Origin of the sequence: Mesorhizobium sp. C264A, assembly GCF_040324515.1 — a bacterium.
In the GTDB taxonomy this organism is placed as follows: Bacteria; Pseudomonadota; Alphaproteobacteria; order Rhizobiales; family Rhizobiaceae; genus Mesorhizobium.
Window position 1 is genome coordinate 2163020 of the sequence record NZ_JAMYVY010000001.1, and the last position, 16719, is coordinate 2179738.

General features: G+C 59.0%; 17 protein-coding genes, 2 tRNA genes and 3 pseudogenes. 10 read left to right on the forward strand and 12 right to left on the reverse strand.

Going from position 1 to position 16719, the window contains the following annotated elements; translation table 11 throughout:
* Positions 1 to 401: 401 nt before the first annotated feature.
* Both NKL04_RS10600 and NKL04_RS10605 read right to left on the reverse strand, forming a co-directional pair.
* Positions 402 to 977, reverse strand: a complete 576-nt coding sequence (locus NKL04_RS10600) for a tyrosine-type recombinase/integrase (protein WP_031209387.1) — start codon at positions 975 to 977, stop codon at positions 402 to 404.
* Positions 978 to 1080: 103 nt separating this feature from the next.
* Complete coding sequence (locus NKL04_RS10605) at positions 1081 to 1311, reverse strand: helix-turn-helix domain-containing protein (RefSeq protein WP_023701091.1); 231 nt, start codon at positions 1309 to 1311, stop codon at positions 1081 to 1083.
* Between NKL04_RS10605 and NKL04_RS10610 the strand changes: the two are divergent.
* A pseudogene (locus tag NKL04_RS10610) lies at positions 1298 to 1530 on the forward strand (DUF2130 domain-containing protein); the annotation flags it as partial. The gene NKL04_RS10605 and the pseudogene NKL04_RS10610 sit on opposite strands and share 14 nt — an antisense overlap.
* A gap of 146 nt (positions 1531 to 1676) precedes the next feature.
* Here NKL04_RS10610 and NKL04_RS10615 read toward each other — a convergent pair.
* Positions 1677 to 1752, reverse strand: a tRNA-Val gene (locus tag NKL04_RS10615).
* A 218-nt stretch (positions 1753 to 1970) separates the two neighbouring features.
* Between NKL04_RS10615 and NKL04_RS10620 the strand changes: the two genes are divergently transcribed.
* A tRNA-Asp gene (locus NKL04_RS10620) sits at positions 1971 to 2047 on the forward strand.
* Between the two features lie 45 nt (positions 2048 to 2092).
* On the opposite strand, the gene NKL04_RS10625 is transcribed toward NKL04_RS10620, so the two are convergent.
* The 3 genes and pseudogenes from NKL04_RS10625 to NKL04_RS10635 form a co-directional block, all read right to left on the reverse strand.
* A complete protein-coding gene (locus NKL04_RS10625; protein ID WP_050593561.1) occupies positions 2093 to 3280 on the reverse strand; it encodes a site-specific integrase in 1188 nt (395 codons plus the stop codon).
* Positions 3273 to 3563 carry a hypothetical protein gene (locus NKL04_RS10630; protein ID WP_023690232.1) on the reverse strand — a complete coding sequence of 97 codons (291 nt, stop codon included), beginning with the start codon at positions 3561 to 3563 and terminating at the stop codon, positions 3273 to 3275. Before NKL04_RS10630 ends, NKL04_RS10625 begins: the two co-directional genes overlap by 8 nt.
* 262 nt (positions 3564 to 3825) lie before the next feature.
* Positions 3826 to 4019: pseudogene (locus NKL04_RS10635) on the reverse strand (adenylate/guanylate cyclase domain-containing protein); the annotation flags it as partial.
* A gap of 467 nt (positions 4020 to 4486) precedes the next feature.
* On the opposite strand from NKL04_RS10635, the gene NKL04_RS10640 reads away from it, so the two are divergent.
* The 4 genes from NKL04_RS10640 (at position 4487) to NKL04_RS10655 (ending at position 6942) form a co-directional block, all read left to right on the forward strand.
* Positions 4487 to 4771, forward strand: coding sequence for a hypothetical protein (locus NKL04_RS10640; RefSeq protein ID WP_023701095.1), 285 nt, complete (start codon positions 4487 to 4489; stop codon positions 4769 to 4771).
* A 604-nt stretch (positions 4772 to 5375) separates the two neighbouring features.
* Complete coding sequence (locus NKL04_RS10645; RefSeq protein ID WP_156933455.1) at positions 5376 to 5642, forward strand: hypothetical protein; 267 nt, start codon at positions 5376 to 5378, stop codon at positions 5640 to 5642.
* Positions 5643 to 6025: 383 nt separating this feature from the next.
* Entirely contained in the window at positions 6026 to 6325 is a 300-nt protein-coding gene (locus tag NKL04_RS10650) for a DUF1236 domain-containing protein (RefSeq protein WP_023701097.1), read from the forward strand.
* Positions 6326 to 6648: 323 nt separating this feature from the next.
* Positions 6649 to 6942: a helix-turn-helix domain-containing protein gene (locus NKL04_RS10655; protein ID WP_081725558.1), complete on the forward strand. Its 294-nt coding sequence runs from the start codon at positions 6649 to 6651 to the stop codon at positions 6940 to 6942.
* Positions 6943 to 8173: 1231 nt separating this feature from the next.
* Here the strand turns inward: NKL04_RS10655 and NKL04_RS10660 are convergent.
* From NKL04_RS10660 to NKL04_RS10685, 6 genes are all read right to left on the reverse strand, one after another.
* A complete protein-coding gene (locus tag NKL04_RS10660) occupies positions 8174 to 8419 on the reverse strand; it encodes a hypothetical protein (RefSeq protein ID WP_023723634.1) in 246 nt (81 codons plus the stop codon).
* A 97-nt stretch (positions 8420 to 8516) separates the two neighbouring features.
* Positions 8517 to 8705, reverse strand: coding sequence for a hypothetical protein (locus NKL04_RS10665; protein ID WP_023699951.1), 189 nt, complete (start codon positions 8703 to 8705; stop codon positions 8517 to 8519).
* A 134-nt stretch (positions 8706 to 8839) separates the two neighbouring features.
* Complete coding sequence (locus NKL04_RS10670; protein ID WP_023684830.1) at positions 8840 to 9553, reverse strand: HoxN/HupN/NixA family nickel/cobalt transporter; 714 nt, start codon at positions 9551 to 9553, stop codon at positions 8840 to 8842.
* A 39-nt stretch (positions 9554 to 9592) separates the two neighbouring features.
* Entirely contained in the window at positions 9593 to 10624 is a 1032-nt protein-coding gene (locus NKL04_RS10675) for a cation diffusion facilitator family transporter (protein WP_023694080.1), read from the reverse strand.
* Entirely contained in the window at positions 10621 to 10881 is a 261-nt protein-coding gene (locus NKL04_RS10680) for a metal-sensing transcriptional repressor (RefSeq protein WP_023684828.1), read from the reverse strand. Before NKL04_RS10680 ends, NKL04_RS10675 begins: the two co-directional genes overlap by 4 nt.
* A gap of 964 nt (positions 10882 to 11845) precedes the next feature.
* Entirely contained in the window at positions 11846 to 12784 is a 939-nt protein-coding gene (locus NKL04_RS10685; protein ID WP_023699950.1) for a LysR family transcriptional regulator, read from the reverse strand.
* 269 nt (positions 12785 to 13053) lie between these two features.
* Here NKL04_RS10685 and NKL04_RS10690 point away from each other — a divergent pair, with 269 nt between their 5' ends.
* The 4 genes and pseudogenes from NKL04_RS10690 to NKL04_RS10705 all read left to right on the forward strand — a co-directional run bounded on the left by NKL04_RS10690 (position 13054) and on the right by NKL04_RS10705 (position 16703).
* A complete protein-coding gene (locus NKL04_RS10690) occupies positions 13054 to 13713 on the forward strand; it encodes an ABC transporter permease (protein ID WP_023683618.1) in 660 nt (219 codons plus the stop codon).
* Between the two features lie 12 nt (positions 13714 to 13725).
* Positions 13726 to 14475, forward strand: a complete 750-nt coding sequence (locus NKL04_RS10695; protein ID WP_023694078.1) for an ABC transporter permease — start codon at positions 13726 to 13728, stop codon at positions 14473 to 14475.
* A gap of 50 nt (positions 14476 to 14525) precedes the next feature.
* Positions 14526 to 15370, forward strand: a pseudogene (locus NKL04_RS10700) (transporter substrate-binding domain-containing protein).
* A gap of 79 nt (positions 15371 to 15449) precedes the next feature.
* Positions 15450 to 16703 (forward strand): CapA family protein, encoded by a 1254-nt coding sequence (locus NKL04_RS10705; RefSeq protein WP_023699947.1) that lies wholly within the window; start codon positions 15450 to 15452, stop codon positions 16701 to 16703.
* Positions 16704 to 16719 lie beyond the last annotated feature (16 nt).

Below are 16719 nucleotides of genomic sequence, written 5' to 3' on the forward strand. Positions count from 1 at the left end.
TGATGGCAACTTGCCTCTCATCGAGGACCCGCCGCAACGCCGTCCACAAATCATCGAACCTACGAATCTTAGGAGTGAAGATCGTCGCGCTAACGGAAACGTCCAGGACATCCCGAAGATATTTACATGCAGCTTCGACGAGGGCATGAAGGATCGGAATTTCGATCCCGAGTCCGACGGTCTCGTGGGCGGTCACACGGTTTGTCGTCAGATTCTCAGAAAGTGCCTGAAAGAGGGCAACGGATCGCTGAGATCGCAATTCCGGGAAAAGAAACCGGACGGCGTTCATCACGCAATAGACACCACAGAGGCTATCGAGATCCCCTTGATTGAAAGGCGCCAAAACCCGCGCGCGCGATATCATTCGACTGACATGTTCGTTGCGTTCAGGGACCGACATATCAAATCATCGACACGATGCGGCGTTGGGCATCGGAATCGCCATCGATGTAGGCTTGCGTCATCGAGAGTGATCGGTGGCCGGCGAGAAGCTGGACGTCACGAAGACATCCTCCCGCGCGGTGCGCGGATCGCGCCGCCGTCGTTATAAAGGTTCGGCGTCCTGAATGGGACGAACAGCCTTCGAAGTTCAGATCGCGATAGAGCTCGACAAACCAATTGACGATGCTGTTAGGCTTCATTGCACCACCGCGAGTTGAACGAATGACGGGACCATCGCCCGGTCCAATCTTCCCCAATCGAGACAACGCGTTCCTGAGGTCATGATGGAGGGGAATTCGACGCCCGGATTGCCGTTTCGCGATCCGATCCTCGATAACAAGCGAATTCCCAATTTTTCCCCTGGGATCGAGGAGCATCGACCATTCCAAGCCCGCAATCTCACAGGCTCGCAATCCGGCCTTACAAGAGAGCAGAATGATCACCTGGTCTCGGACGGGGGTTGACGATTCGCGCGAGTGCGTGAGCATTTTGCGCAGCATTGAATCGGTGACGAATTTGGCCTGACGACCAGACATATGGTTGCGCTCCAAAATGAGGACAACTCCAGATTATGGGCATTAATTCCTATTTTCAAGCCGAGAAGCGAGATTTCTTGACCCGTGTCCAACGGGGGAAGTCTTAGGATTTTTGGTCGAATTGATCGTCCGGTTTGACGAGTTCCACATGACTAACCCCCAACGCCTGGGCCAGAGCCAACAGGGTCGCCACAGTTGGTTTTCGCTTCCCGTTCTCAATTTCGCTGATGTACTGCTGACTCAGGTTCGCCCGTTCAGCGACGGCCTCCTGGGTGAGACCCACTGCACCGCGGATCCGCGAGAAATTCCGGCCGACCAGCTTCCGAATGACCATTCCGGCAAGCGTCGAAAGGTTATCAGACATGCAGGACGATCTAGCAAGAGAGCGCAAGGCAGCAACGCGGTTGTGGGCGAAACGTGAAGCCCAAATTAAGGGCGTAATCGAATCCACGGGTGGGCATGTATGGAGACCTCAAAGGCATCGCGGGAAAGGCGATGCTGGAGGGACAGCCTGCAGGTTTTGGCCTTGAAGGGCGCATCCGATGAGGGGTGATTCCTACCACAACGGGGGATCATCGACCAAGCCAAAGGGCAGTTGGACAGATGCGCCGAGTTGCTAGTTTGTAGCTAGGAGCACCATCCTGGCGACGAGAGGCCAATCCCAATCGAACAATAAACGTTTTAATTCAGCAGGTTATATGGTGGGCGATGACGGGCTCGAACCGCCGACATCTTCGGTGTAAACGAAGCGCTCTACCAACTGAGCTAATCGCCCGCTCCGGCCGGACCTTTAAGCGGTCGCAACCGGCTTCGCAAGGCCAAATGAGCAGCTGCTAGCTTAGCCGCACAGTGGTTTTCGCGGGCAAAGTGCCGCCCGTCAAAAAACCTTCTCCTGTTTGCGTTTATGCTGTCCAGCTGCGCTTGACACCCGGTGGCGAACCCCTTATCCACCGCCCCAACGACGAACACGGCTGACACGTGCTCGTCCAATGCGCGGGTGTAGCTCAGTTGGTTAGAGTGCCGGCCTGTCACGCCGGAGGTCGCGGGTTCGAGCCCCGTCACTCGCGCCATTAATTTCAAGGGGTTAGCTACCGCCCCTTGAAAAGTTTCAACTCTCATTCTGCGGAGAGTTTCAACTTTCTGTATTCGTTCCGTTCCAGGCCAAGCAGCTTTCTGCCCTTGCGGCGGCTGGCGTCAGCTGAGCGGACGGCGGCCAGATTGACCGGCATATAGGTCTTCTGCAGCGCCTTGTTCCCGTCGATCGAATTGCCCATCTTGGCCGAGATTGCCTCGACCGACGCGCCTCCGGCATTTGCCTCGACCGCGCCGGAACGCCGCATGTCCATCAGCCGCCGCTTCTCCGATGTCCCGAACACCAGCGTGCGCAGATCGGCAAAGTCGTCGACCAGAGAATCCTTGGTGTAAGGCACGCCGGCGCGCGGCCGGCCGCCCTTCGGGCCCGGCGCGAAACCGCGCGAGCGAAAGATCGGCGCATCGTCAAGCAGGGTGACGCCTAGTGATTCGACATAGGCCAGCACCAGGCGCTGCGTGCGTGACGACAGCGTGCCGAAAGCCGCCTCGCCACTCTTGCTGCGTGCAATCAGAAAACCCCATTCCTGTGCTGTCTGCATTGCCTGCGCCGGTGTGAGCGTGCGCACGTCGACGGGTGAGAAGCTCGTGTCCCACGCAACGGCGATGACGCAGGCCAGTCCGCGGTAGCCGGCGCGCCAGGCGCCCTTGACCATGCGCACCGCCTCGCCTGCCGTCCAGGTCTGGTGGCGCGGTGGTGGCGTCTGGCGGCGGATCGCCTGCGATGGGTCGGAGCCGGGCGGGCATAGCTTCATGCCGGCCATGACATTATAGAGCGAACGCCACGTCTTTACGGCACGGTAGGCGATGTCGACACCTTTGACCCGGAGCAGACGGCCATACCAGTCGTCGAGCAGCTCGAGGGTGATGTCGGCTGGCGGCGGGTCGGCGAAGTACGGCTCGATGAAGGTCCAGCCGCGTTCCCAATCCTCGCGGGTGCGCGGTGGCTTGCGCTTCCATGCATCCATGCGGCGATAGCGTGCAAAGGCGTCTCCGATGGAATCCTTTGGCCATACATGCAGGCGCGACGGCTCCCTGCCCTTGCGGAGTTCCTGCCAGCGGTCTTCCCACTCCCTGGCTATCGTCCAAGCCTCAGGCCCGTCGATTCCACAGGAAATGCATCTGAAGCCAGCTTCGACCATCTTCGGCGTCGGCAGCCAGTAGCCGTACCTGCCCTTACGGATGACGTAGTGCTTCAACTTGATCTTACCCAAGCGTCGCCAGCCTCGCTCTTGCAATGTCAATGCTAGACTGCCCGCCGGATCCCGATCCTGCAAGACCCGAGCGTCGATCGAGCCAGGAGTCGATCGCAACCATGTCGTAGTTGCCGGTGATTGGGCAGGCCTTGGGAAAGCCTTGATCCTGCAACGCGGGCAGCAATTCCATGAATTCCCGCAGCGTCAGGTGGAGATAACGCGCCGCCTTGACCGCCGGCACGAGCCGCGGCTGTACCGGGAAGCGGATAGATGACGGTTGTAATGTGTGGGTTTGGCTCATGGCACCAAAACTCTATCCACCGTCCATCGGGACAGCGGATGGGCGCTTGTCGTTGAGCGGGTGTGAATTTCGCCCGTGTCAGCACCTCCGCCGCACAGCATGCGATTTTCCTACTCCGTGATCTCGTTATTCCTGCATCGAGGGTGAATGAGAACTTAGAATAACGGCCTTTTTCCCCCATGCCTATTCGTCCAATCCTTAATTCGCAGAATCGGCGGCCACAGGGCGAGAATACTTATAATCGGCGGCTTCAAAGCCGCTACGCCCGGGCAACCCGGATACCCTCGGCGATGTTGACGCCACTACCCATCAGGTCGCCATCGTGCTCCTGCACGACGTCACCCAGGTGAATGCCAATCCGGAACTCAATGCGACGATACCGGGCACCCCGGCACTGTGCTTAGCAATAGCGTTTTGACGCGCGCAGCGGACTGCTTCCACAACGCTGCTGAACTCGAAAGCTGTGACAATGAAAAGTCCGCCACCGTGAGCCAGACCAGAAAACTCATATTTTAGCACCTGCGAAACAAAGCTCGCTATTCCGCGTTGAGGCTCGTCGAACAACGGAGCTTCACGAATGGATCCGGCAACTGCAGCTGTGATGATTTTGCTTTCTTGCAGTCCCGCCCAGGGAGTCTGCAAGCCACTCGATACATCACCGTCCATGTTCGGATCCCTTGAGACATGCGAGTTGGCGTTAGCCGTGAGGCTCGAGGGCGCTCCCAACGGGGAGATCGTGGGGCGATGCAGTTCGATTGATCCCTCCGCTACAGGTTCCGTTCCAGCCGGGTATAGCACGATTGTCGTCACGCGGGGCACAGGGGCGGGTGCGGTGAGCAGTCGCTACATCGTGCCACACAAAAACTGAAGCCAGCCACCGTGAGGCAGCGGGCTATTCATTCTCGACCGGACAATTATAGGCCTTGCCCTCCCTCTATGAAGCCATACTCGGCATCGTTGGCTTCGCGCTCGTCGTCCGCTTCGCCATCGTCGTCGCCTTCCCTGTCATCGGTCCCGTTGACTTCGATGCCACCGGCCAGACAGGGTTCGAGATCCGGGTCGGGCTCTACGAAGTCGAGCAGCTACATCAGGCGTTCTTCATCTTCGATCGAGCGACGGACCGCCATGTCCGAAAGGCAGAGGTTCGTGGCTGGATAGCGAAGAATCGCACACGGCTTTCCTTCATTCGCATGGTTCGCAGAGATTAGCATTATCGCCTACTCTAATCTCGTCCGACGTCGTCTCCCTGAAAGCAGCGCCGGTAAGGCTCGGCGCCCTTCTTGGTTTCTCCCCGTATGTCAAAAGGAGGTCGCCGGGCCTTGCCAGGCCCCGCTGCTCATCGCTTGCGGGGTGTCCTGATGACTGAGCTTGGCCCCGTGGCCTAACGGCCAGAACCAAACGTTCCGAAAAGCTTTCCCAGGCTGGCGGCAGCCGAAGGGCTGCAGAAGAGGGATCGTCAGACCGCTCCTGGCGCACCACAGCGACACCACCAAGCTGTAAGTCAGGTCCATCGGCCCTGCTGATGAGTGCCCTTGGACAGATGGATTGCGTTTGCCACGAAAAAGGAATCGTACCGGCCCGTTCTCAGCACGTCAGCCGGAACGGGCCATGGGCAGAAGCAGCCAACTGCTAAAATCGCAAGACGACCGAAGGACCACGTCGGCGATAGCACCGGACCCGACGGCGCCCGTGTCGCCAGTAACTACGGCAGACTCTTCTCCAGCCGCGCCGGCGGCGGCGGCGCCGGTGGTAGTAATCTGGGTCGTAGTCTGGGTCGTAATCTTGGTCGTAATCTTGGTCGTAGTAGCGCCGATGGTTGACCGGCTCCACTTCCGCGTGAGTACCTTCGTTGTCGAAGGCGTCTGGCGCGTCGAGTTCTTCGAGAATGCCGCTTTTTGCCGCTGGAACACCGGCCAATGCGTTGATAGGCCGGACCGCGCTTGCAAAGGCTGCTGCCCCTGCAACGCCAAATATCGCTGTCAAAAAGGATCGCCGATCCATAGTAAACCTCCCAAGTTACATGAGCTGAACGAAGCGCCCCGCCTGCTGAAGGAGCAGGCCCAGCGCACGGTAAAATAGGGGATTCGCCAGCCGCTCAAGCAACTCGCGAATCCTATCAGCGCAGGAAGGGACCTGGCTGCGCCGATCCAAGACATGTCAGCTAAGGACGACCGCCATTACCAGAAAGGTAACGGCTGTTGCAAAAATCGGTGCGAGCAACCATCGCGCCTGGCCAACACTTTGATCCATTTGTTCTCTCCCGTTGTGGAGAACCAACAGGCTGAAGCCCTAATCCGTTCCGCCTAGTCCAAAGGTAAGACCATTGCGTTGTACGGTCGGACTTTAGACCAATCGGATTAGACAAAGGTGCGTAGGCGGGAACGTTTACCCCGGTTCAAAGTTGGTTGCCGGGCAGTGCGGGACGATGGTCGTCGTGTGCCGGTCCTTGCAGGAGAGAAGATATGAAGATGCACTTTGTGAACACCGCCGCAGCCATGTTGCTCTTGGCGGGGATCGGCTCCGCCGCCGCTGACGACATTATCATCCAGCCGGAACAGGACACGGTCATCCGTGAGTATGTCAACAAGCAGCCCTTGGCTTCGGTGAACCTTCCCGGCGTGGAATTGAACGTCGGGACAGCTCTGCCGGAAACTGTGGAGATCCACGAGGTCCCGAACGTCAAATACCGTTACGTGGTGGTCGACAACCGCACGGTCCTGGTAGATCCGGGCACCCGCAAGATCGTGAAAGTTTACGACTGAGATTTCGAACGAACCCACGCTCGCCACCCTTGGGTGGCGAGTGTGTGCATTCAAACGCTACTCAGCCGGACAACTCAAATTGCCACTCAGCTGGACAATGAACATGACGAACCCTGAACTCGAGAGGACGCAAGCCCTGGTTGCCCGCTTGGCTGATCTCCAAGCAAGAATGCAGGCAGCACGTCTTGTTGGTGCCGAGGTAACAACCGTCCGAAAGGTTGCAGCCACAATCGATGACGGCTTGCGACAGGCCGGCCTCACACCGTTAGAAATCGCAGAAGGTCAAGGGGAACAGTTTAGCGATACTAAATGTTCGACTGGCTATGGACAGCCGAACCGTACTCTCAGCAGATCAAGTCAGAGCAGCACGAGCCCTACTGAACTGGCCGCGTGTGCGACTTGCCGCCAAGGCCAATCTTAGCGAGATGGTGATCAGCGATCTTGAGAACGGATACAGGAAACCGCGGCCCCACAACATCGCCGCCATCCGCAAAGCGTTTGAGGATGCCGGAATCGTTTTCACCGTCCAAGGCACTCCATCGCTAGCCCGCTCAGAAGGTGATAGCGGCCTAGCCGCCGATAATAGACGGTGGCGGGGCCGGGAGAAAAAAGGATAGCGGGGAAAAGCCCGTGTACCCACTGCACCCGATCTCTAAAGCGGCCGCTAACAAGGGCGGTTGTTCACTGACTTTGTGCTGGCGCTCACCTTTCTAAGGTGCCGCTCGAATATGGCCAGCTTCTCTTCGTAGCCGATCCGCACTCTGGACCTGCAACTATCGCATTTGAAACCGGCAATCGTTTTCAGCCAGGATCCCCTTCTCACCATACGGCGTGAACAGGAGGGGCATTGGAATTCTAAAGGTACGTCGCGCAGTTCATTTGATAGAGGCGCTGTGCATGTTCTCCTCAGCGGCACGGCCACTGCAACAAAGTAGAAGGAGAAATGTTTCCGCTTCGGCCATTTACGCGGAGCAATCAGACCTAAGTCCAAATGCTGAAGGGGGCAGGCAAGCTGTTCCTTGCCCTTCGATCCGGATCGTCTCCGTGGCCTCACCATACTCGGCCGTAGCTCAAAGGCTCGTATCACCGGCCAGAACGCGCAGTTCATCCAGTGGAATGGGACAGGACCGGCAAAGCCTCGCGACCGAACTTCTCGAGATTAGACGGATCCGTTGGCCTTCCTCAGAGGCCATGGCATAAGATTCGAGCTCGATCGGCTGTCTTCTTTGCCCTTCTCTATAACGCGGACCAGCCGTTCTCAGCAGGCTTCGGCCACTCCACACTGTCTGAGTTTGTGTTCTGAACTGTGCCGCCCATCGCAGTTCCCTCCACCTCCAACAGGCTAATTACGGATTATAAGACCTGGGGAATCGATCTTTCAGGTGGAATCCGCATTAGCGCTGGATGTTGCATCGCGGCGCGGAGGGGTTTTATTAGCTCCCCCTCATCTTGACGCTGGCGCCGGCTGCTCCAAAGTCTTGGGCATGGCTCGGGGAAGTATCAAAGTTGGCGACGAGGTCGCAGTCACGGCGATTGTGCGCGGCCGCGTGACGCCCGATCGCATAAGCGTGACGATCCCCTCCTACGACTTCCCGCATTCTGTTGTCGATTCGACTTCGAAGGCTGTGATTGGCCAGCATATGAAATTGATCGGCCCTGTCACACGCATCGACGGGGACAAGGTAACCGTCAGCCTCCGGCCATTGGTGACTGTCGAGGCCGAGCACGTGCGCCTGGTCGAAAGCCACGTGGCGCTTCCGCGAGCGCGAAAAAGGCCGCTCGTTGACAAAGTTTAACTTGCCTGCCCACCCAAGGAACGGCCAGTGAAACTTTACCCATCACCTCCCGCTAGCTGCCGGCGCGTTGCGATATCGGCGCAGTAGACGGGTTGGCATTTTCCGAACTTTCCGCCATGTCGTCGCGATGACGTTGGCGAAGGCGCTTCAGCAGATCGCGTGAGGCTTGGATCGCCCTGCGCGATTGATCCATGTTCTGGCGAAACGTGGCGCGTTCCTCCATGGACTTCTGCCACTTCAGCAAGGTAGCCGTAGTCGCAGTAGCCGCTTGAGCGATTTCTATGGGCGTTGCAACCATCGCATCCTCCCAAAAAGGCAATGGTAAACGCAATCTCTATAGGCCCAACGAAGCCCTTTCTTCAATCAAAAACGACCATACGGCATACGCCAAATGGCTATTCGGCGGGCCGCTCGACGGCGGCTTCGTCGACCTCGGCTTCCATCTCGTCTTTGACGGTCTTGGTCTTACCAAAACCAGCCATCGCCACACCGTCAAAGCCCTGCAGCCACGCATCGGCATGTTCCTGCCAGTAAGCTGGCGCCTCACGCTCCTTGCCATCCTTGCGCGCTTGGGCGCCGTACATCCAGGCGTAGGTGGCGCGCTATTTCTTAGGCACGGCCATTTCCATCATCCTCCCAGAAATCCAGCAGCCTTGCGTGCCGCAGCTTCTCATCGCCTTTTCCTAAGAAAGGAGAGGGTCTGTGGACAGCTGTGGCTCTATCCGGCTGTAAGTTGCCAGACCGCTACGCTGGCGAGGGCAAGGCCCGCTGCGCCTTCGATTGCTCGCGATATGGTATCGAACAGCCGTGGCCTGCTGTCGAAAAAATGCACCAGGCGCTCCCGAAACAAGATCGACAGTACCGCCACGCTGGACAGCGTTAGGGCCACGCCCACCATCATGGTGATTGCGAACAGAATTCCAGCTCCCGGCACCCCTCTGGAAATCGCGAAGGTCATGACAAAAAGGGTCAGCGGGCACGGAATCAAACCGGCCATGACTCCAACGGCCTCGCCCTCATGCTTGTGATGGTGGCCGTGGCTCACCGAACGCCAAAGCATCCAGACGCCGATCAGCCCGAGCAGACCGCGACTCACACCCTCAAGCAGTGGTGCGCGTCCAACGCTGCCCAATGCAATCGAGACGAGCGGCAGGGAGAATACGGCGATCAGCACCGCTGTCGCCACGTGAGTGAAGGACAGCGTAATCGACACCAGGAGGCCGCGCGAAACCTTCGCATCCGAACCTGCAAGGTAAGTCGCCAAGACAGCCTTACTGTGGCCGGGCGTCAGAGCATGTGCCGCACCGAACAGGAGGCCCATCGGCAGAAAGGCAAGGAACGCAAGCCAATCACCGCCAACTGACAGCAGCTTTATCTGATCTGCGAGCGCCAGGTATATGGAGCGCTGAAATTCGACAAGCGCCTGGAACATCAGCCGAGACCGGCAAAAGCGAGTGGTTTCCGGCAGTTGTCAGTGCTGGTGGCCGTGATGTTCGCCCTGATCATGAGAGTGCGGATGCTCGTGCTCACCTTGGTCGGTCGAAAACCGGATGTTGGCAGCTGCGAGCGCCGGCATGTGTTCGAACAGTTCGTTCTCCAGCGCCGCCGTGATCTTGTTTGCCTCTGAGAGAGGCAAGGTTCCGTCGGCTGCAATAGCGATGTCGGCATGCAACTTGTGGCCAATCCAGCGGGCCTTGGCGTCGACAACGCGAGCACCCTGCACATGCGCAGCGGCATGCTGAATTTCGGCCATCACGCCCGGCTCGACGCCGTCGAGCATGCGGGTGAGCACTGAGCGCGCCGATTGCCAGACGATACCGAATATAGCGACCGTGATGAGAAGCCCGATGATCGGGTCGGCCAGTGGAAATCCGAGCCAGACGCCCATGGCGCCGATGACCACTGCAAGGCTGGTAAGCCCGTCGGTGCGGGCATGGTAGCCGTCGGCGACGAGCGCCGCACTGTTGATTTCCCTGCCGATACGGATGCGAAACACCGCGACGGCCTCATTCCCGAGGAAGCCGACAATGCCCGCCGCGGTCAGCCAACCGAGATGAGTCACTGCCTGCGGACTGACCAGGCGCTCGATAGCCTGGTACCCGGCGACGATGGCGCTGAACAGAATGATCAGCACGATAATGATACCGGCCAGATCCTCTACCCTGCCAAGGCCGTAGCTGAAGGTCCGTGACGGCTTGCGTCGTGCCAGCATGAATGCGATCCAGAGCGGAATGGCGGTTGTGGCGTCGCCTATGTTGTGGATCGTATCGGCCAACAGCGCCACGCTGCGTGACACCAACACCACGGCCATCTGCAATGCCGCCGTCATGGCCAAGATGACGAACGACCATTTGATGGCCCAGATGCCGCGGTCAGTGGTTGCAATCGTTGCGTCGATGACCCCGTGCGTATGGCCGTGCGAGCCATCGTCATGAGCATGCGCGTCATGATCATGTGACCCGAAGCCGAACCAATCCAAGACGCGTGCGCCGATACTGGTCATAGGTATTTCGCCAGTTGCTTGAGCTCTGCCAGCGAGTTGCCTCCCGCTTCCGTGTCGATCAGACAATGTTCGATATGATCGTGGATCAGTTCTCGCTTTGCGCTGCTGATGGCGCTCTCCACTGCATGGAGTTGCTGCGCCAGGTCTAGGCAGGATCGCTGCGCCTCGAACATGCCAAGCACGGATGCAAGATGCCCCTGTGCGCGCTTTAAGCGCTTCACGATAGCCGGATGAGAACTATGGATGCCTTCGGACATGCCCACCGGTATCCCCCAGGGAGGATGCGTCAAGTATGATGTGAGCGCAGATCGGCTCTTGATCAGCCACCCCGCAGAGCGTGTATCCATGGCGCTGAATGGTTCCGGAAATTGGAATCTGGGCTTGAAAGGGCTGGCCCCTGTGCAATACAGGAACCAGCCATTAATCCTACCAACTCAATGAACCGTCCAACTTTATGGGGTCAGTTCACGACCGGGCCTTTCTTTGCGTGGTGAAACTGAAGAAGCCCGTCGGTCCGATCAGCGGGCTTTGTGATGAGGATGGCCCGCGCCTGCTTCCGAGGCTGCGCGGGCCGACCATGGACGCATCTTGGTCACCGGCCGGACCGCTGAAGAACGAGCCGGGTGTGACCGAACTGCCTTGGAGCGGGAATGTTCCCGGCTGACGCAAAAAGCCCGCCAGCATGAGCCGGCGGGCAATCGATCTGGAGTAGCTGGACTCATCCAGCATAGTTCAACGACGGCGGAAGGTTCGGTAGCAACCCGCGCTCGTCGCTCCCCAAGGATCCAGGGAGCGGCGAGTTGTTGCCCTGCGAGCGCGACACAGAAACTTCGCCGCGCCATGAAAGGACGGCGTGGAGCGCGCAAGCTCTGCAACAAGCTGCCGGCGCTCTGGGAGGTCTGTCCGCTTTTCGGATTGCCAGTGCCAGTCCAGACCAGCACCCTGCCTGGTGAGCGTAATCCCGCAATTGCCTGCGCTGAAGGCGGCGTAGGGCCGCCCATTGGGCGAGACTGGACTTCTAGACTGGAAGCCACCAATTCCTGCACCGCTTCGGGAACGGCCAACGGCACCATCTGCGCCGGATAGGGGCCGTCGATCCAGCCGTTCGCGGAGCGCTCGCTATCGGTTTGGCCGTTCAGGCTAGCCATTCGCGTCACTTCGCAGAAAGCCTCCCGGTTGGGCCTTATGCGGCACGTCCCAACCGAAATAGACCATGGCCGGCTAGGACGACGTCTGGAGAAACTGTTGCTCTCTCGTCGGCGTCTTCGAAAACGCTGTGATTATCGCCTCGAGCGATACATTCAAGGCGTTGGAAAAGGTCCTGCCCCTCTGCCAAATCGCTACGTAGTGATAGAGCGCGGACGGTTCCACTGGCCTTACTCCCAGCTGAAACGCCGCGTACTCACGTGCGATGATCTCGTTTGTGATCGAAATGCCCAGGCCAGCCGAAACGTATCCGGCTTCGTGACCGTTGCAATCGAATTCCACCAGTATGTCCGGCTCAACGCCGGCGAAGCGCAAGGCATTGAAGTTCATCTGGTGGGCGGCAAACTGGGGATCGATATCGACGATCGTTTCGCCTGCCAGGTCTTGCGCCTCGATACAGGTCTGTTTTGAAAAGCGGTGGTCGGGATGAAAAATGCATACGTTTCGTGCCGACCCAAGCGGCGCCCATTCAAACAAGCCTGGATCCAGAGGCAGTCTCGAAATTCCAAGATCGGCGCGGCCGGCCAGGATGTGTTCGCCGATCTGCTCGTAGCTTCCAGAAATCGACCGGACATTCGAAGCGGTCTGTGAGCGGATAATCGCCACGACCTTGGGCAAGGTCACGAAACCGAAAACAGAAGGCGCGGCAATCGCGATCCGCTGCTTTTCCTCGTTCTTCATCGCGAAGATCGACGCTTCCAGCCGATCCAGGGACGTCAGGGCAAGTTCTACGTTTCGCAGAAGCTCCCAAGCTTCCTGCAAGGGGACGATGCGGTTGGCTGATCGCTTGAACAGTGTGATGCCGAGCGTGGTCTCGAGTTGCTTCACATGTTGACTGACGGCCGGCTGGCTTATCCCGAGCGCTGCCGCCGCCTGCCTTGTCGAACCGGCCCGCAACACTTCCCGGAAGACCTTCAGTTGACGGAGCTTGAGGTCGCTCTGCAACAACTCCATTCCCTGCGCGCCTTTCCCTGATAACCACCCGGCGGCAGACAACGCCAACCTGGGGAGCAACGAACTGCCTCAGTATATAACGACGCGTTATAGATAAAATAATAAAAGTTATAGATTGAGTGTGTAATTTCAAGCGTTAGAATTGGCCAGTATCTCAAGTTAACTCCACATTAGAAATATAACAACTCGCAACCTTGGGTTATATGGTTTGGTCTCGGCAATAAAGACCGACATATCCTGCGGCAATTGCGAGCCGAGGAAAGCGCCCCATGGGTGGTTTTACTACTCAGTTTGTTGTCGCACTTACCGTGACCATAAGCCTGGCTCTTGTCAGCGGCTGCCTGGGTACGGCATTCGGGCTGTTTTTGGCGATTTCGAAGGGCACGGCAAAGCCGCGCCTCAACGCGGTCGTGGCCGCCTACACCACAGTCGTCCGTGGTGTACCAGAACTTCTCGTTATCCTGCTCATCTACTTCGGCGGAACCACGCTCGCCAGCAAGATCGCCGGCCGGTATGTCGAGGTGAACGCATTCACCGCAGGGGTTATCGCGCTCTCGGTCATTTTCAGCGGTTATGCGACCGAAGTGTTTCGCGGCGCGATTGCGGCAGTGCCAGCGGGCCAAACCGAAGCGGCAAAGTCGCTTGGGCTGAACGCCTGGCAGCGCTGGATGTTCGTCATCGGTCCGCAGATGCTGCGGCTGGCGCTGCCTGCCTATGGCAATCTCTGGATTTCGCTCTTCAAGGATACCGCACTGGTCTCGATCGTCGGCCTGACCGACATCATGCGCGTTGCGTATGTGGGGGCCGGATCCTTGCGCGCACCATTGACTTTCTACCTTGCGGCCTCCGCTCTCTATCTCTCGCTGACCACCGTCACGTTGCTGTCGATCCGGCTGACTGAGCGGCGCTATCCGGCTCTCGGCCGGTAGGAGGGAAGGCCCATGAACCTCGGCTTGATATTTGACGCACTGGTTGTCTTGCCTTCGGGCGTTGGTCTCACTTTGACCCTGACGGTCTTGTCGCTGACGGCCGGATTTCTTCTTTCCGTGCCGCTGGCCTTCATCCGCGCGTTCGGACGTCCCGGCTTCTCGCTCGCGGTGCTCGCATACACCTATGTGATCCGCGGAACGCCGATGCTGGTTCAGCTCTTTCTGCTCTACTACGGCCTCGCTCAGATCGAGGCGGTGCGAACAAGCATCTTCTGGGTGATCCTGCGCGACCCCTTCTGGTGTGCCCTTCTGACATTTTCGCTGAACAGCGCGGCACACACCACCGAGATCCTGTGCCGCGGTCTCCAGTCCGTGCCGAAGGGTGTCACCGAGGCGGCCACATCTCTCGGCTTGAAACGCTTCCAGATCGCTCGCCTGGTCACCTTCCCGATCGCTTTCAGGATATCGCTCCCGGCCTACGGCAACGAGATCGTCGGGATGATCAAGGGCTCGTCGCTCGCGAGCACCGTGACGCTGCTTGAGATCACCGGCATGGCGAGACAGATGGTGTCGACCACGTTCGCGCCGTACGAAATCTTCATCGTCGCCGGAGCGATCTACCTATCGCTCACCTCGATCGCGGTGAAAGCGATCCAGTTGCTGGAGCGATGGCTGTCGACCGACGGCCATCCGGTTCGCCGACGAAAGGCGCGATTGCGCCCCGCCCTACCTGACCCAGAGATCACGACGCCCCTGCCCTGACGCCTAGGTTCTGGGCTCCCCTTTCCATCCAACCAACGAAGAGGTGCATCATGCGCATACCCCTGGCTATTGCTGTTTCTATCGTATCCCTGATGTCGGCAGTCCCGGCGAGCGCGCAAAGCGAGCGCGTCATATCGATTGCCGCTGAAGGCGCCTCGCCGCCCTGGGACGGCACCGACGCGAACGGTCAACTCTATGGCTACGATATCGATGTTGGGCAGGAGCTGTGCCGTCGGATCGAGATCAAATGTACCTTCGTCCCGCAGGATTGGGACGGGATCATCCCGGCACTGCTTGTCGGCAAGTTCGACGTGATCATGTCTGGCATGGCGATCACGGAAAAACGCAAGCAGTCGATCGCGTTCTCGATCCCCTACGCCACCGGCTTCAACCAGTTCGTGGTGCGCAAGGACCTGGGTCTCGACGCCGGCGACACCAAGGAAAAGGTCAACCTTTCGACCATCGGCGACAAAGAGAAGGCAACCATCGAGCGCCTCAGATCGACACTCGCCGGCAAGGCGATCGGAGCCTTGCGCTCGTCCAATTCGGAAGCAGTCGTGAAGGAAATGCTGGGCGATGTCGTGACCATTCGCAGTTATGACAGCCAGGACAACATGAAGCTCGATCTTGCCGCGGGTCGCATCGACGGCGGCCTCGCCGACTATTTCACCTGGCGCGATTTTCTGGAGACGCCTTCCGGCTCGGATGTGGTGTTTTTCGGCCCTGAACTGAATGGCGGGCTCTGGGGGCCGGGCGTCGGCGCAGGTCTGCGCAAAGACGATACGGAGTTGCTCGCCAGGTTCAACGCGGCCATCGACGCGGCCACCAAGGATGGGACGAGGCGCTGAGCCTGAAATGGTTCAAGAGCGATATCTCGCCAGCCATCTCGCAATAGAGGCAACCGACTTCGACATTGACGTGGCGCTGGCCGGAACGCCGGCGCCTGCGCCCTACCCTCCTTCAAGGCGAGTTCCATGAAAGACCAGTTCTGCGCGGTCGTCACCGGCCAATCCCTGATCAAGCACGACATACGTGACGTCAAAAACGAACGCTTCATCGCGGTTACGGATTTCCTGCGCCAAGGCGACGTCGTCTTCACCAACTTCGAGTCGACGATCCTGGGTAAGCACGGCGGGTGGCCGACCAAGGGCAAATACTTCGGATATTCCAGGGCTGAAGTGCTCGACGCATTGCAGGCCATCGGTTTCAACGCGCTTGCTCTGGCAAACAACCACGCCTTCGATCTCGGCGCTGGCGGCATCCTCTCGACCCTGGAGGAAGTGGAAGCGCGCGGTCTCCTGCATGCCGGCATCGGGGCCGACGAGACTGACGCGAGGAAACCGGGCCGCCGCCGGCTGGGCGCGCGCGAGGTCGCGCTTCTTGCGATGGATGCAGGCCCCGGCCCGACCAACATGTATGCCGAAGACCGCACGGCCTTCCGGCCGGCTCGGCCCGGCGTCAATCGTCTGAACACCTGTCGCAAGATCGGGGTACCGGACGGACATTTCAGCAGACTGGCAAGGCTGGGCGCTCATTTGCAAAGCTCCCCCTTTGAACTGGCCAACTATGCGCAACCGGAGGACCCGGTAGAGGTGTCGGCCGGCACGGAGATCAATTTCTACGGCACCGTGTTCACGCAAGCCGCAGACTTCGGCCGTATGATCGAAGTCGATCAGCAGAGTGCAAGTGTCCATCTGGCCGCCATCCGGCACGCGGCGGCACAGGGCGATTTCGTCATTGCCTATCTGCACCACCATCATTGGGAACCAGGCTGGCAGGACGTGCCGCGCTGGGTGCAGACCTTTGCTAGGATGTGCATTGACGCCGGCGCCAACCTCTTCGTCAGCCACGGCGCTCCGGTGCTGCAGGCGGTGGAAATCTACAATGGCGCGCCGATCTTCTATGGCCTCGGAAATTTTCTCTTCCACGTCCACGCCGACGAAACCGAATGGGATCCACCGGAAGTCTGGCAAAGCATCGTCGCCGCTTGCCGCTATGACGCCGGCGGAAGCCTCACAGAAATAGACCTCCTGCCCGTCGCGATCGGGGCGGAAACTCAGTCTCCCGGATCCGCAACGGGCAGACTGGTGCCCGTCGCCATCACTGGAAGCGAGGCGCGAGACATGCTTGAGGAATTCGCGACGCGCTCTCGGGCGTTCGGCGTCGAGATCAAAGTATCCTCGGCTTGCGGCCGCATCACCGTGCCCGCTGCCCGAAAATTCGGCTGACTACCGCGATCGACCG

Bases quoted from the DNA above. Each gene is read 5' to 3' on its own strand.
- NKL04_RS10650 (WP_023701097.1), top strand. From the start codon at position 6,026: ATGAAGATGCACTTTGTGAACACCGCCGCAGCCATGTTGCTCTTGGCG.
- NKL04_RS10680 (WP_023684828.1), bottom strand. From the start codon at position 10,881: ATGTCCGAAGGCATCCATAGTTCTCATCCGGCTATCGTGAAGCGCTTA.
- NKL04_RS10690 (WP_023683618.1), top strand. From the start codon at position 13,054: ATGGGTGGTTTTACTACTCAGTTTGTTGTCGCACTTACCGTGACCATA.
- NKL04_RS10705 (WP_023699947.1), top strand. From the start codon at position 15,450: ATGAAAGACCAGTTCTGCGCGGTCGTCACCGGCCAATCCCTGATCAAG.
- NKL04_RS10660 (WP_023723634.1), bottom strand. From the start codon at position 8,419: ATGGTTGCAACGCCCATAGAAATCGCTCAAGCGGCTACTGCGACTACG.
- NKL04_RS10675 (WP_023694080.1), bottom strand. From the start codon at position 10,624: ATGACCAGTATCGGCGCACGCGTCTTGGATTGGTTCGGCTTCGGGTCA.
- NKL04_RS10600 (WP_031209387.1), bottom strand. From the start codon at position 977: ATGTCTGGTCGTCAGGCCAAATTCGTCACCGATTCAATGCTGCGCAAA.
- NKL04_RS10645 (WP_156933455.1), top strand. From the start codon at position 5,376: ATGGTTGACCGGCTCCACTTCCGCGTGAGTACCTTCGTTGTCGAAGGC.
- NKL04_RS10605 (WP_023701091.1), bottom strand. From the start codon at position 1,311: ATGGTCATTCGGAAGCTGGTCGGCCGGAATTTCTCGCGGATCCGCGGT.
- NKL04_RS10630 (WP_023690232.1), bottom strand. From the start codon at position 3,563: ATGAGCCAAACCCACACATTACAACCGTCATCTATCCGCTTCCCGGTA.
- NKL04_RS10665 (WP_023699951.1), bottom strand. From the start codon at position 8,705: ATGTACGGCGCCCAAGCGCGCAAGGATGGCAAGGAGCGTGAGGCGCCA.
- NKL04_RS10670 (WP_023684830.1), bottom strand. From the start codon at position 9,553: ATGTTCCAGGCGCTTGTCGAATTTCAGCGCTCCATATACCTGGCGCTC.
- NKL04_RS10685 (WP_023699950.1), bottom strand. From the start codon at position 12,784: ATGGAGTTGTTGCAGAGCGACCTCAAGCTCCGTCAACTGAAGGTCTTC.
- NKL04_RS10655 (WP_081725558.1), top strand. From the start codon at position 6,649: ATGGACAGCCGAACCGTACTCTCAGCAGATCAAGTCAGAGCAGCACGA.
- NKL04_RS10695 (WP_023694078.1), top strand. From the start codon at position 13,726: ATGAACCTCGGCTTGATATTTGACGCACTGGTTGTCTTGCCTTCGGGC.